This window comes from Vagococcus bubulae, from assembly GCF_003950315.1.
In the GTDB taxonomy this organism is placed as follows: Bacteria; Bacillota; Bacilli; order Lactobacillales; family Vagococcaceae; genus Vagococcus; species Vagococcus bubulae.
Genome location: NZ_NGJT01000018.1, coordinates 26,349 through 40,826 on the forward strand (window position 1 = coordinate 26,349; position 14,478 = coordinate 40,826).

Consider the following 14,478-nt stretch of genomic DNA (forward strand, 5'->3'; position numbering starts at 1 on the left):
CTCATTTTAAGGTATAATTAACTATAGTTAATGCCTAAGGGGAGGTTGTTTTATCATTGTTAGCAAAAATTTTATTAAATATTAATCAAGATGAATTTAGTGATTTGGAAAAAGGGTTGTTGGCATTTATTAATTCTAATAAAGAAGTAGTCGTTAAAATGAGTATTGGAGAGTTAAGTGAAGCGACATATGTGTCTAAGTCAACGATTGTGCGATTAATGAAAAAGTTAGGTTTTTCTGGTTTTTCTGAGTTTAAATTCTCACTAAGTCAGGATATAAAACAAAAGAAAATGAATAATAAAACAACGTTCGATTTATTTAAAAGTCAAAGTGCAGATATTCAAAATACGTTAAGAAATATTGACATTGATAAAATGAAAGAAGCATCAATGTTAATAAAAAAAAGTCAAATTACTTATTGTTATGGTACAGGATACTCTCAAAGAAAAGCGATGGAAGAGTTTGGAAAACAGTTGATTGCTTGTGGAAAAAAAGTCATTTTGATACCAAATGAAACGGAATTAGAAATAATGACCAATATTATGACACCGCAAGACGTGTTAATGATTTCTTCATTAAGTGGGGAGACAAAGGATATTAAGGAAACGATATTGGACTTAAATATTCGAAATATTGATATTGTATCGTTTACTCAAAATCAGAATGGCTCTAATTTTATTTCACAACATTCAAATTATGCTTTTTTCTATAATCTAACTAAATTTGAAGTGGTGGACAATAAAAACACACTTTCTTTTATCACACTACATTTAATATTGGATTATTTATTGAGAGTTTATGTTACAGAAACGAGGAGCATAAATAATGATGATGATAAAAAAACAAACTAAATGTTATAAATTATTGATGGGATATTGGTTTTTAGTTCCTGCACTTTTTTTAACTTATACTGGGTTAACTTGTTTGAAGCAAAATATTAGTTTTCAAGAATTATTAACCACAACTCCCACGTTTTCAGTTGGCTTTTTATTAAGTTGTGTGATGCTTGTCATGGGCTTAATGTTGGTTAAAATAGATAAACGTGATGCTAGTAGAAAAAGTCTATTCGGAAAATTTATTTTATTTTCTTTGATCCAACAATTAATGACATTTAATATCGTTGGTGTGATACTTTCTGGGTTAACATTCTATTCATTGTCACATACTTCTTCTGAGAACGAGTCATTAACCTTATCAACTAAAATTGTCATGGGGTTGATATTGTTTTTATCATTATTGATGGGTTTGATAAGTTTTAATGTGTTTAACAAGTAATAGATTTGAAAGGATGATTCTATTGTTTAATAGGTTTAAAAAGAATAAAAAAGAAAAAGAAGCGGTCGAATTGAGTGCGCCTGTTACAGGAACATTTATTAACATTACAGAAGTAGAAGACCCTGTTTTTTCTGAAAAAATGATGGGTGACGGATTTGCTATTAAACCTTTTGATAAAGAGATTTATTCTCCAATAGAGGGAACTGTGACATCTGTTTTTCCAACAAAACATGCTATTGGATTTATCACTACTAATGGTGTGGAAGGGTTAGTACATATGGGATTAGATACGGTTGATTTAGATGGACGTCCTTTTACGGTATGTGTTAATGAAGGAGATACGATTACTTCAGATACAAAATTAGCATTAGTTGATTTAGATATGTTGAAGACTGAAAATAAATCATCAGATATTATTGTTGTTTTCACCAATTTAAATGAGATGAATCAACAACTTGAATTTTTAGGAAAGACTGACGTTTCTAAGGGAGATATAGTTGGAAAAATGAGACAATAAAAGATACCTCAAAACAAAGTTGAGGTATCTTTTTTCATTTATTTGGTAGTCTAAATGTAAATATCACACCTGTTGGAGAAACATTTTTTGCTTGAATATTCCCCCCATGTTCCTCAATAATTTGCTTAGCAATGGATAATCCCAAACCATTTCCACCCGTTTCTTTACTTCTCGAATCATCCTCACGGTAAAATCTAGTGAAAATGTGACTTAATTTATCTTCGTTAATATGTGGTCCAGAATTTTTAATGGAGACTTCCCATTGTTTTTTAGAAGTAAGCGAGGAGGTAACCGTGATATCGTCACCACTTTTAGTATATTTAAAGGCATTATCCAAGAGGATTAATAACACTTGATGAAGTTTCGCTACATCTATGTTTGCATTAAACGAATCATTTTCTTTAAAGATTAATTGTTTTTCTTGTTCCTCAGCCAATAATTGGAAAGGATCTAATACCTTATGGATAAAGGTATTTGTGTCAATGATTTCTTTATCAAGGACCAATGTATTTGAGTCTCCTTTTGCTAAAAGAAGTAAATCACTTGTTAATTTGGTAAGTCGTTGAGCTTCATTGAGTGCTTGAGCAATGTGTTCTGATTCATCAATGATGGTGTTATTTGGATGTGTAAATAATTTTTCTAAATTTAAACGAATAATCGTTAAAGGAGTACGTAATTCGTGAGAGGCATTTTCAACAAACTCTTGTTGCTTTTTCCATGATTTTAGTATAGGTCTCATGGCGAATTCAGATAATCCGTAACTGATGACTAAAGATAGAATCCAAAAAATAAACATACAAATCAAAATAATCAGACGAGACTGTTTAACAGCTTCATCAATTTGGTTGATATTAACTAATACTTGTATATAAGCAATGTCTAGATTGTTCTCACTTGTTGGGATGGTAATGCTACGAAAAGAAAATTTTGAGTCTGTATTTGTGTTTTTTAAAGCTAATGTTGAAATAGTATCGGTATTTTTTTTATCAAATACTGGTTCTTCCAAATTTTCTAATTTGTCATTAACAGAAGAATCATTTAAAATTTTTCCATTTTTATCCCAAAGAACAATGACGGTATTAAATTTATTTGGTCCATCAAAATCAAATTTTGGTGTTCCAATAGGGCCATCTTTTCCTTCCGTATTTAACATACCAATTTCTCTATCTAGTAAACGTGGATTATTGGCCATTCGCTCTAAAGTTGAATCAGTTTCAGTATAAGCAGAATATTGGATAACTTGAATGGTAATAAAAGATAACAAAGAAAAGATGATAGCAAATGCACCACAGTTAATAAGGAAAAATTTTAGACGTTGCTTTTTTGATGCTGTTGACTTCATAACGAATCCTCTTTTTGTAAGATATAACCAACATTACGTATCGTTGTGAGCTGTTTGTTTAGATTAGTTTCTTTTAAGTGTTTTCTCAAATGACTCATATAGACCTCAACAACAGATAATGCGGTATCAGAATCGTAACCCCAAATACGATTAAAAATTTGCTCTTTGGTTAAAATAATCCCTTTATTCTGTAAAAGATAAACGAGCAAATCATATTCTTTTCCTTGTATCGGTAAAATATCCTCTTTATATTTCACTTCTCTTTGCAATAAAAGGCATGTTAAATCGCCATAATTAAGCGTATTATCTTCGTACAACTCAAATGTTCGCTTTAAAATAGCCTTACTTCTCATAAGTAATTCTTCACGGTGAAATGGTTTAGTTAAATAATCATCTGCACCAACTTCAAATCCTTCAAGTTTATTTTCAAGACTATCTTTAGCGGTTAGAATTAAAATAGGAATATTATTTTTGTCATTTCTTAATTTTTTTAAAATAGACAAGCCATCCATATTTGGAAGCATTAAATCAAGAACAACAAAATCATACTCGCCAGACTCCACTTCATAAAGAGCCTCATCACCGTCATATACTTGGGTGACATTTCCTAGTTCTACTAAAATATCTCGAATATGTTGTGATATTTCTTTTTCGTCTTCTATAACTAATATGTTTATCATGGTTTCACTCCTTTATGTTCACTTCTTTTGTACCTTAAATACACAAAAAAAACAAATAATAACTAACCAGTTATATGTTTAACTGGTTAGTTTTATTATACTATCTTGGTCCGCCCATACCGCCTGACATTCCTATGCCACCTTGAACAGTATTTCCATCTTGATCAACATTTAATATATTTGTCCCATCAAACTTAATGGTACTAAGTATTTGGCCATTTGTTTTAGTACCAGATTGATATAAACCATTTTCGTCTTTTTCAGCTGTTGTTCCACCTGTTAGTAATGTATATGTTTCAGAGTTAGTTAAATCTGGACTAGAAATAAGTAAGTGTTGGAATTCTTTCTTTGATTTAAAGGTTACTAGAGATTTGCCTTCATTATTGGTTAAGCTGTATAAAGTATTAGCTGATTGAGTTGTATTAAAATAAATACCGACACTTGCTTGTGTACTATCATCACTGACATTCATCGCCATATCCGATGTACCAGTTGTAATAAGTGTTCCACCAGTTAAATTAAATGTCCCATCATAATCAAGAGCCCCGTTACCACCATCAGTTGGACCATACACAAGAACCGTACCTCCAGACATAGTGATAGAACCGTTGCTATCTAAACCATCACCAGATGCATTAACCGTAATTGTACCACCAGTAATTTCGAGAGATTTACTATCATCTGCTTGTCCAGGAGGGGTTCCACCTTTACCAAATGAGTCAGCACCAAATTGTCCTGTTCCGTCATCTTCACTGCTACCACCAGCGTTAATGCCATCATCTGATGCTGTAATGAGTAGATTCCCACCATTTAGTTTAATGACACTAGACTCAATACCTTCATAACTATGATTTATCGTTATATTGCCATTGTCAATTGTTAAACTATTATCTGCGTGAATCCCATCATCTCCTGTATCAAGGGTATAATCACCGTTTTTAATCGTTAACGAGTCATTACTATGTATGGCATCATCTAATGTGTCAAGGGTATATGACCCACTAAGTAGCGTTATCTTGCTTGCTTTAAGTCCTTTATAACTTTCATTTGTGTCAAATTGTTTTGTGTTATATCCACCACCTGTTTTGATTGTAAAAGTTGCTTGTTGGATAGAAAGAGCAGTTTCTGCCTGAATGCCATCACGACCACTGTCAATCGTGAAATCACCATTGTCTATTACGATAAATCCTTTATCTTCTTCCGTTGAATTATTGGCTTGAATGCCATCCCCTTCTTTAGTTGTTAGATGATATGTTCCATCTTTAATTGAAACAGAATCTTTCCCTTTTAAGGCATTGTTTTTAGCGTTAATAGTGTAGTTTCCTGAAATAAGTGTTAAGTCATCTTTACTACGAATGCCATTGCTATAATTTGCTTCAACATTGAGGGATCCCTCACCATTAATTGTCAAATCATCTTTACTAAAAATAGCAGCATCAGGTTCTGTTTCACCTTCGGATAAATTATAGTCATTGCCGTCAGATACGGTATTTTTAGAATCTTTGGCAAGAGTGATAATGGCTTTATCCGTTTGCTCAACTAAAATAGCAGGACCATTATCATTTTTTATTGTGGTATTGTTGAGAACTAAGTGAACTTTCTCTGTTTTATCGACATTGACTATGAGCTGTCCATTACTTAATTCTCCCTCAATGATGTATGTGCCACCTTTTGTGATGGTCACGACTTTCCCATCAGTACTTGCGCCTTCACCAGAGATTTTGACATTATCACTTAAAGCAATACTAGTTGCAGAGCTCTCATCATAACTGTCATCTAAATCTGACTCTGAGTATGAACCCAGTAAGCCAGATGTATCTGTCTCAATTTTAGTAGAGGATGACGATGTACTGGCTTTGGAAGTTGTGGTGGAGTTAGTTTGTGAGCTTTGACAAGCAGTTAATAGCATAATAGGGCTTATTAATAACATAAATAGGTGTGCTTTTTTCATAAAAAAATCTCCTTTCTGTGGTTATAATGTGTCATTATGAGTTTTACATCGACCAAGCACAACCGGAAGATTGCCATTTCTTACTCGGATAGCGTCTAATAATTCTTTTTCATTGGTCCCTTCTTTTAGAACTAAGTGATATCTAAGTTCATAAAGACTCCCCATAGTAGTTGTTCGAACAGAATCAAGTTGTTGACTTGTGACATAAGAATCAAAAATATCTTGGAATAAATTGGGATAATCTAAATCTTCTGAGATGGTAATTTTTAATTCTCTTTCTGTTAATTTCTGCTTACTACCAAAGGGTGATAGATACAGAATCATTAAAATAATGGTGACAAAAAGAGAGAAGATAATAGCGTATACGATAAATCCCATTCCTGTTGCCAACCCGATTCCCATTGACCAAAAAATACTAGTAATTTCTCGTGACCCACCTGCCACAGAACGAAACCGTACCAAACTAAATGCTCCTACAACGGCCATTCCAGTTCCAAGGTTTCCATTTACCAGCATGATAACGGATTGAACTAAAACAGGGAGAACGGCCAACGTGACGATAAAATTTTTAGTATATATATTATTGACTGTATGAATATAGGAAACAATAATACCTAAACCAATTGATGTTAAGGTACATAATAGTAATTGAGTTAATTCAATAGTGGAACTGCCATCTGGAAAAATACTAGCTAACATGTGTCATCACCTCAATATTATGTTTATGGATATAACGAGTGTAAGTTTGTGAGTATTTTGAAAAACTTGTCTTTCTTAAATGGTATTTATTAAGTAAGTCAACAAACCATAAAGGATAGGCACCTAACACTTTAACTTCCATTAATACACCTGCTTCTGGAGCTACGAGTTTTCCATAACTTCCATTATTAAGAGAAAGGTCATGGGTTCTAAAGCGAATATTATGATCAAAGGTTACTCGGAAATCTGAATCTTCAGGTGTAAAAAAAGAAAGGCGATCATATGCGATTAGAACTCTAGGCTTTAGCGTTTTATAGCGTTTATACACCCAATCAATTTCGCGGTAAGTTTGTATTTGTTCTGTATTTTGGGATAGTGTTTTTGTAGTTTCGAATCTTAGGTAGTCTTTATACGGTAACTCAATGCGTCTTTTATAAACTGTTCCTTGGATTTTTTTCTTTAATTCTAGAAATACAATGGTATCTTTGCTAGGAGTTTGATAACTTCTAACGCGTAATTTTTCTTTATAGGTAGGTTTTTCCATCGAACGTCTAATTAGTAGAAAATCATCAGTATCATAATAAAGAGACATAATCGTATGTAATCCATACTTATCAATAGACATGTGTTTTTTTAAATCAGTTATGAATTGATCATATAAATTTTTATCAATCATGTATTTATGTTCTTTTCTTTTAAATTCTTTCTTTGCTTTCATTGTTAATCGACTCCTTTAAATAATGTCTGAATGTAGTTTAAGATATTAAACTTAAACAGAGCTTAAGGTAAAAAAACAATAGTGATTAAAAACACAAGTTAGTGGGTATTAAGGATTTTTATTATTTTTTATAATGATAAAATTAACTAAAATAGTTATTTTTAAAGGATTTATTAAGGAAAACGTATTCATTTTATTAAAGTGAAAAAAATCACATAAAAGTATTTACAAGGTTAAGTAAATGTTGTATATTATATTTGTGAAATACATAACGAATTAAATTCAGGAGGGTATTACTTTGAAAGATAAAAATAAAAAAGCAGAAGTGAAAGAACAATCAGTAACAGAAACAATTGATCATTTGGTAGCTAATGCACAAGAAGCATTAAAAGAAATGAAAACTTTTGATCAAGAAAAAGTGGATCATATCGTTCACCAAATGGCAATGGCAGCTTTAAACGAGCATATGCCTTTAGCTAAATTAGCGGTAGAAGAAACTGGCCGTGGTATTTATGAAGATAAAGCCATCAAAAATATGTTTGCTTCTGAAAGTATTTGGAACAACATCAAAAATGATAAAACAGTTGGCGTGATTAATGAAGATGAACAAAAACAAATCATTGAAATTGCTGACCCAGTCGGAGTTGTATGTGGGGTAACACCAACAACTAATCCAACATCAACAACTATTTTTAAATCAATGATTGCGATTAAAACTCGTAACCCAATTATCTTTGCTTTCCATCCAAGCGCTCAAAAATCATCTGCAGCAGCGGCAAAAGTTGTAAGAGATGCAGCAGTAAAAGCTGGCGCTCCTGAAAACTGTATTCAATGGATTGATACGCCATCTATTGAAGCGACTAATACATTAATGAATCATGAAGGTGTGGCGATTGTTCTTGCAACTGGTGGTTCTGGAATGGTTAAAGCAGCTTACTCAACTGGAAAACCTGCACTTGGTGTAGGTCCTGGTAATACACCAGCTTATGTTGAAAAAACAGCTAAAATTAAACGTGCGGTAAACGACTTAATTACATCTAAATCATTTGATAATGGGATGATTTGTGCGTCAGAGCAAGGTGTGATTGTTGATAAAGAAATCTATGATGCAGTGAAAAAAGAATTTGAAGCACATCAAGTATACTTTGTTAAACCAAACGAATTAGAAAAATTAGAAAAAGCAGTGATGAATGAAACAAAAACAGCTGTTAACCCTAAAATTGTAGGACACTCAGCAGTATCTATTGCTAAAGATGCAGGAATTAAAGTACCGGAAGGAACTAAAATTTTAGTAGCTGAATTAGAAGATGCTGGTCCAGATTACCCATTATCACGTGAAAAATTATCTCCAGTATTAGCAATGTTTAAAGCTAACAATACTGAACATGGTTTAGAATTATGTGAAAAAATGTTAAAACTTAATGGTGAAGGACATACAGCTGTTCTACATTCTGAAGATGAAGACTTACAATTAGCCTTTGGTTTAAGAATGAATGCTTGTCGTATTTTAATTAACTCTCCAGCGGCTCAAGGTGGTATTGGTGATATCTACAACGAAATGATTCCATCATTAACATTAGGTTGTGGATCTTATGGTAAAAACTCAGTATCTAAAAACGTTTCAGCAGTTAATTTGATTAACACTAAAACTTTAACGAAACGGAGAAATAACATGCAATGGTTTAAATTACCTGAAAAAATCTACTTTGAATTAAACTCTATTCAATATTTACAAAAAATGAAAGACGTTGAACGTGTATTCATCGTGTGTGACCCTGGTATGGTTGAATTTGGATACGCTCAAAAAGTCATTGACGAATTAATGAAACGTCAAAACAAAGTGAAATTCGAAATGTTCTCTGACGTTGAACCTAACCCTTCAACAGATACAGTTTACGCTGGTACAGAACAAATGATGAAATTCCAACCTGATACAGTTATTGCTATCGGTGGTGGTTCTGCTATTGATGCGGCTAAAGGTATGTGGTTATTCTACGAACATCCAGAAACAGAATTCTTTGGCGCTAAACAAAAATTCTTAGATATTCGTAAACGTGCTTACAAAATTCCTGAAGCTAGAAAAGCTAAAATGGTTGCTATCCCAACAACATCAGGTACTGGTGCAGAAGTAACACCATTTGCGGTTATTACTGACAGTGAAACTCACGTGAAATACCCATTAGCAGACTATGCTTTAACTCCAGATGTGGCAATCATTGACCCACAATTTGTTATGAGTGTTCCTGCTTCTGTTACAGCTGATACTGGTATGGACGTATTAACGCATGCAATTGAATCATATGTTTCTGTTATGGCAAGTGATTACACTAGAGGTTTAAGTTTACAAGCTATTAAATTAGTCTTTGAAAACTTAGAAGACTCAGTTAAAAACCCTAATTTAGAAAACCGTGAAAAAATGCATAATGCTTCTACAATGGCTGGTATGGCGTTTGCCAATGCGTTCTTGGGTATTTGTCACTCAATCGCTCATAAAATTGGTGGAGAATATGGTATTCCTCATGGACGTACTAATGCAATTCTTTTACCACATATTATTCGTTACAATGCAAAAGATCCTTCAAAACATGCATTGTTCCCTAAATATGATTACTTTAGAGCAGATACAGATTATGCAGACATCGCTCGTTTCTTAGGACTTAAAGGAAATACAACAGAAGAATTAGTAGAATCTTTAGCTAAAGCTGTTGATGATTTAGGAAAACGTGTTGGAATCGATATGAACTTATCAGCTCAAGGATTAAGCAAAAAAACATTAGATGACACGGTTGATCGTATGGCAGAACTTGCTTACGAAGATCAATGTACAACTGCTAACCCTAAAGAACCATTAATTAGTGAATTAAAACAAATTATTATTGATTCTTACGAAGGTAACTAAAAGAATCATGTTAAAAAAGGTCGTCCCAAACGTTGGGGCGACCTTTTATTTTAATAAATCATAAGTTTTTGTTTTAGGTTGATAGGTCACATTTTCTTTAGCTATGGGAACAATAATAGAGGATATACCTGGTCCAATTTTTTCTTTGAAGCCAACAGATGTAAAAGAGGCATCAGTTAAAACAGCGTATTCTTTGGTAACAGCTACCTGATGGACAGGTTTAAACTGAATTAGGTCACTGGATATATCCAATTGATAGATATCCTTATCATCTGTAAAATAATAAAACACGTCATTTTTTCCAAGATATTTTATGCTATTTTTTTCTGTTGAGACATCTTTTTTATAAAATGGAAGATTTAATGTTTTATCTACATCGTATAATGAGGCCCGATTTGAGGAATCGTTAGGTCGTGTTTGATAATGTAAAACAGCCATTTTTATTTTTCGATTAGCATTTGTTTCAAAAGAAATGAGTTTACGATAATCCTTTGTTATTAAAAAAATAGTGGAAATACATATAGTAGTAATAATAAGAACTAGTCCAATTATTTTATAAATTTTTTTAGCATTTGTAGTTGAAGAGATGATACCAAATAAAATAAATAGAATGATAGCTACTATAAATAAGATAACAGGTAATACAACGTTAATTAAATGTTCGGAAAGGTACCAATAATTACCATTGATTGTCATAATACACCCTCCTGATGAGTTGATAATCTTATTATAGTCTAAAGAGTCTGATAATAGTAAATTAGTTTATTAAAATTTTGAAAACAAATAGGTAGTTATGTGGTTTATATTGAAGAATAATGGTAAAATCAAGGATGTATGTTTTTTAGATTATAAGATATTACGGGGTGAAATAGTGAGAAAAAATAATTCGAGTCGAAATATCATTATAGCGATCACTGTTGTGATTGTTATTATTTTATTAGTGACATTTAGTGCGATGCAACGAGATAATAATAAAAAAAGTTTACCAGGTCAGTCGCAAACGAATAATGTGATTGCAAAAGTGGACTATGTAGTGAAAGCTCCTTTTAGAATGCTTGAAAGCGGAGTAAAGAGTATTAATAATTTATTTAATACCTATACAGAAAATGAAGAATTAAAAAAACAAATTGATAAAAGTGTTTCTTTAGAAGCTGAGTTGGCAAGTCAAAAGGCTGAAACAAGAAAATTGAAAGAGCAATTAAAATTGAATGATACATTAACTGATTATGATGTGATTAATGCCAGTGTCATTAATCGGTCACCAGATAGTTGGCAAGATGTTTTAATTATTGATAAAGGAACAAAAGATGGCATAGAAGTTAATATGGCGGTAATGGGTGATAAAGGGCTAATTGGTCGAGTGATTATTGCTGAATCTAGTAGTGCAAAGGTAGAATTATTAACCACTCAAAATCAAAATACCAATCATTTTCCTGTGATGATTCAGACAAAAGATGATAAATCAGCATATGGATTAATGGAAGGTTATAATAGTAAAACACATACTTTAGTTGTATCTCAATTGACGAGTGTTGATAATATTAAAAAAGGAGATTTAGTGTCGACTTCTGGTTTAGGAAATAATTCTCCTGAAGGTCTTGTCGTTGGTGAAGTTAAAGAAGTTAAGAAAAATAAAACAGGACTTAATGCTGAAGTATTAGTAACCCCAGTTGCTGATATGTACGATGTGTCAAGTGTAACAGTAATTAAACGCCTTGCTGGAAATCAAGAGGTGGAATAATGGAAAAAAATTCATATTATCCATACTATTTACCAGTGTTGTTATTTGTTGCTATGCTAGTTGATGGACATGTGAGTAGTGCGATGATGGGGATGTTATCTATTCCTATGACGTTTACTAGTCATTTAGTTTTACTGATTTTAATGTTTTCAACGTTTAAAGTAAGTCAAACCTATTTAATGATTTGTGCAACAGTTATTGGGTTACTATATGATTCTTATTTTTACAATGTTTTAGGTATTAATTTAATACTTTTGCCTATTCTTGTTTTTTTAATGTATAGACTCTTTGAATACGTCGAACCAAATACTTTAACTCTTATATTAAGTTTCATTGTTTTTGTGACCTTAATGTCAATAGGTAGAGCTGTTTTACTGAGTGTCTTTAAGCTAACCAATGCTAATTTTTTGGATTTTTTTACACGAAATTTAGCACCTTCTCTATTGATTAATATTCTGTATATATGTCTATTAGTAATCCCCCTATCAAAGATATATGGAATTTATAAAAATAAATGATTATTTGAAATGTTTTTGTAACATTCCTATCATCAAAGTGACATGTATCTATGTTAGAATTTGATTATTGTTAAAGTTAACGTAAATTTAAAAAAATGAATAAAAACTTAATCAAATAAAAATAAATGTGAAATGAAAAAATGGAGGATGGCTAGCTTTGAAGAAGAAAGTATTATCGACGGTTTTATTAAGTAGTATGTTATTAAGTACTGTGGGTGCACCAGCAGTTGCTACTGCAGCTAACACAGACTCAAAAGTAGAAGAACAAAATAAAAAAATTAAAGAATTGGCTTCTAAAGAACAAGAAGCAACGAATCAATTATCAAGTATAAAAGAAAATATTTCATCAATTAAGGAAGAAGCATCAGCTTTACAATCAAAACAAGCTGAATTAACAAAAGAAATTTCTAGTCTAAATGGAGAAGTTCAAGACTTAGAAGCACGTATTGCTAAACGTGATGCATCAATTAAAGAACAAGCAAGATCAGTACAGGTAGATTCAAATAGCTCAAATGTTGTTGATTTAGTATTAAACGCAGACTCTGTTTCAGATGCTTTGACAAAGGTTATGGCAGCTAGTCGTTTAGTAGGTGCTAACAATGATATGATGAAACAACAAAAAGAAGATAAAGACGCTGTTGAATCTAAAAAATCATCAGTTGAAGAAAAAGCAAAAGAAGTTCAAGAAACAGCTATCACTTTGGAAGCTAAAAAAGGTGAATTAGAGGATCAAGAGCTTGCTCAACAAGCGGCAATTAGTCAAATTTCTGCTGAAAAAGCAACAGAAGAAAGTAAAAAAAATCAATATTTAGCTGAACAAAAGGCTGCAGAAGCAAAACGTGAAGAACAACGTAAAGCAGTTGAAGTTGCCAATCAAGCTGCTAAAAATGAACAGGTAAATACTGATAATTCTGGAAAAATTGATAAACAAGAAACAGTTGTGACACCGAATGATATTAATACAACAAAACCAACTGAAACAAAACCAGAAGAAACAGTAACACCAAATACACCTGAACAAAGTACGCCTGTTGCAACGACTCCTACACCAGCACCAACTCCTGCAGCACCAGCTGCAAATGGTAATGCTATCGTGTCTGAAGCGTACAAACATATTGGAAAACCATATGTTTGGGGAGCTAAAGGACCTGAATCATTTGACTGTTCAGGATTTACGTCTTATGTATTCCGTCAAGCAGCAGGAAAAGAAATTGGTGGATGGACTGTCCCACAAGAAAGTGCTGGAACACAAATTTCATTAGGTGAATTACAACCAGGAGATTTAGTATTCTGGGGTTCTAGAGGTTCAACGTATCATGTAGGTATATATGTAGGTGGTGGACAATACATTCACGCACCACAACCAGGAGAATCAGTTAAAGTGACAAGTATGTCATATTATTCACCAGATTTTGGTGTAAGAGTTAACTAATTTAATGGCTCTTTGTCAAATAGGACTGATGAGTTAAATCTATAAGATGATGAATTTGAGAGTAATCTCAGATTTATCATCTTTTTTAGTTAGTTAATTTTTATAAGACCGTTTATCAAGAAAATTCTTATTCTCATGTTGCTGAATGATTTGAATCCGTATGATACTCTTTTAAGGGTTTTTATATGAGTATTCTTAGCTTCAATTTTTCCATTGGAAAAATCATAAAGAAGGGCATTGCGAATACCAGTTTCATATGCAAGTAAGTTTTCTAATTTATCTTTAAATAACCTATCTAAGCTATTAGGTAAGTTTTTCAACAGTTCAAAAAATGAATCAGCCTCTTTATTTCTAAAATGATACGTTAGTAATTGGAAGCTATCGTAGGCTTCTTTTAGATTTGGAGAGAATGAAAGTAGTCGATTAATCATCATTGATTCTGTTAAAAGTGGATATTTAGGAGAAGGAAAACTTCTCCATGTTTTGAATTCAGAAATAGAAATAGTTAGTTGATTTTTTAAAATAAATTTCCAATTTGTTTTTAGTTTATTCGCTTCTGATTTTTTATTCTCACTAATTAATACTTTCATTTCTCGTACTCTAAATTCATTAAAAGCAGTGTTTAGATGCTTTATAACATGGAATCGATCAATGATAACACCCGCAGTAGGAAACACTTTTTTAGTTAATTGAAAATAGGCAGCAT

At 32.2% G+C, this 14,478-nt stretch carries 14 protein-coding genes; 7 read left to right on the forward strand and 7 right to left on the reverse strand.

Going from position 1 to position 14,478, the window contains the following annotated elements; all coding sequences use genetic code 11:
- The first annotated feature begins 56 nt into the window (after nt 1–56).
- From CBF36_RS09205 to CBF36_RS09215, 3 genes are read left to right on the forward strand one after another with little or no spacing between them, the layout of a single operon-like run.
- Entirely contained in the window at nt 57–851 is a 795-nt protein-coding gene (locus tag CBF36_RS09205) for a MurR/RpiR family transcriptional regulator (protein ID WP_125958168.1), read from the forward strand.
- Nucleotides 826–1,275, forward strand: coding sequence for a hypothetical protein (locus tag CBF36_RS09210; RefSeq protein WP_125958169.1), 450 nt, complete (start codon nt 826–828; stop codon nt 1,273–1,275). Before CBF36_RS09205 ends, CBF36_RS09210 begins: the two co-directional genes overlap by 26 nt.
- Before the next feature lie 13 nt (nt 1,276–1,288).
- Entirely contained in the window at nt 1,289–1,792 is a 504-nt protein-coding gene (locus tag CBF36_RS09215; protein WP_125958170.1) for a PTS sugar transporter subunit IIA, read from the forward strand.
- Between the two features lie 34 nt (nt 1,793–1,826).
- On the opposite strand, the gene CBF36_RS09220 is transcribed toward CBF36_RS09215, so the two are convergent.
- The 5 genes from CBF36_RS09220 to CBF36_RS09240 form a co-directional block, all read right to left on the reverse strand.
- The gene (locus CBF36_RS09220) at nt 1,827–3,134 is read right to left on the reverse strand and encodes a sensor histidine kinase (RefSeq protein ID WP_125958171.1); all 1,308 of its coding nucleotides are present in this window, start codon (nt 3,132–3,134) and stop codon (nt 1,827–1,829) included.
- Nucleotides 3,131–3,814: a response regulator transcription factor gene (locus CBF36_RS09225; protein ID WP_125958172.1), complete on the reverse strand. Its 684-nt coding sequence runs from the start codon at nt 3,812–3,814 to the stop codon at nt 3,131–3,133. Before CBF36_RS09225 ends, CBF36_RS09220 begins: the two co-directional genes overlap by 4 nt.
- A gap of 100 nt (nt 3,815–3,914) precedes the next feature.
- Complete coding sequence (locus tag CBF36_RS09230; RefSeq protein WP_125958173.1) at nt 3,915–5,765, reverse strand: carbohydrate-binding domain-containing protein; 1,851 nt, start codon at nt 5,763–5,765, stop codon at nt 3,915–3,917.
- Between the two features lie 21 nt (nt 5,766–5,786).
- On the reverse strand, nt 5,787–6,464 hold the full coding sequence (locus CBF36_RS09235) for a DUF4956 domain-containing protein (RefSeq protein WP_125958174.1): 678 nt from the start codon (nt 6,462–6,464) through the stop codon (nt 5,787–5,789).
- Complete coding sequence (locus CBF36_RS09240; RefSeq protein WP_125958175.1) at nt 6,454–7,182, reverse strand: polyphosphate polymerase domain-containing protein; 729 nt, start codon at nt 7,180–7,182, stop codon at nt 6,454–6,456. Before CBF36_RS09240 ends, CBF36_RS09235 begins: the two co-directional genes overlap by 11 nt.
- 298 nt (nt 7,183–7,480) lie before the next feature.
- Between CBF36_RS09240 and adhE the strand changes: the two genes are divergently transcribed.
- The gene (gene adhE / locus CBF36_RS09245; protein WP_416340700.1) at nt 7,481–10,081 is read left to right on the forward strand and encodes a bifunctional acetaldehyde-CoA/alcohol dehydrogenase; all 2,601 of its coding nucleotides are present in this window, start codon (nt 7,481–7,483) and stop codon (nt 10,079–10,081) included.
- A 45-nt stretch (nt 10,082–10,126) separates the two neighbouring features.
- Here adhE and CBF36_RS09250 read toward each other — a convergent pair whose 3' ends face one another.
- Nucleotides 10,127–10,777, reverse strand: a complete 651-nt coding sequence (locus tag CBF36_RS09250) for a hypothetical protein (RefSeq protein ID WP_125958176.1) — start codon at nt 10,775–10,777, stop codon at nt 10,127–10,129.
- 175 nt (nt 10,778–10,952) lie between these two features.
- On the opposite strand from CBF36_RS09250, the gene mreC reads away from it, so the two are divergent.
- The 3 genes from mreC to CBF36_RS12535 all read left to right on the forward strand — a co-directional run bounded on the left by mreC (nt 10,953) and on the right by CBF36_RS12535 (nt 13,772).
- The gene (mreC, locus tag CBF36_RS09255; RefSeq protein WP_125958177.1) at nt 10,953–11,822 is read left to right on the forward strand and encodes a rod shape-determining protein MreC; all 870 of its coding nucleotides are present in this window, start codon (nt 10,953–10,955) and stop codon (nt 11,820–11,822) included.
- On the forward strand, nt 11,822–12,340 hold the full coding sequence (gene mreD, locus CBF36_RS09260) for a rod shape-determining protein MreD (protein WP_125958178.1): 519 nt from the start codon (nt 11,822–11,824) through the stop codon (nt 12,338–12,340). The genes mreC and mreD overlap by 1 nt, the downstream gene beginning before the upstream one ends.
- 157 nt (nt 12,341–12,497) lie before the next feature.
- A complete protein-coding gene (locus tag CBF36_RS12535; protein WP_125958179.1) occupies nt 12,498–13,772 on the forward strand; it encodes a C40 family peptidase in 1,275 nt (424 codons plus the stop codon).
- A gap of 89 nt (nt 13,773–13,861) precedes the next feature.
- On the opposite strand, the gene CBF36_RS09270 is transcribed toward CBF36_RS12535, so the two are convergent.
- A partial coding sequence (locus tag CBF36_RS09270) for a transposase (protein WP_165865446.1) occupies nt 13,862–14,478 on the reverse strand: 617 nt, incomplete at its 5' end.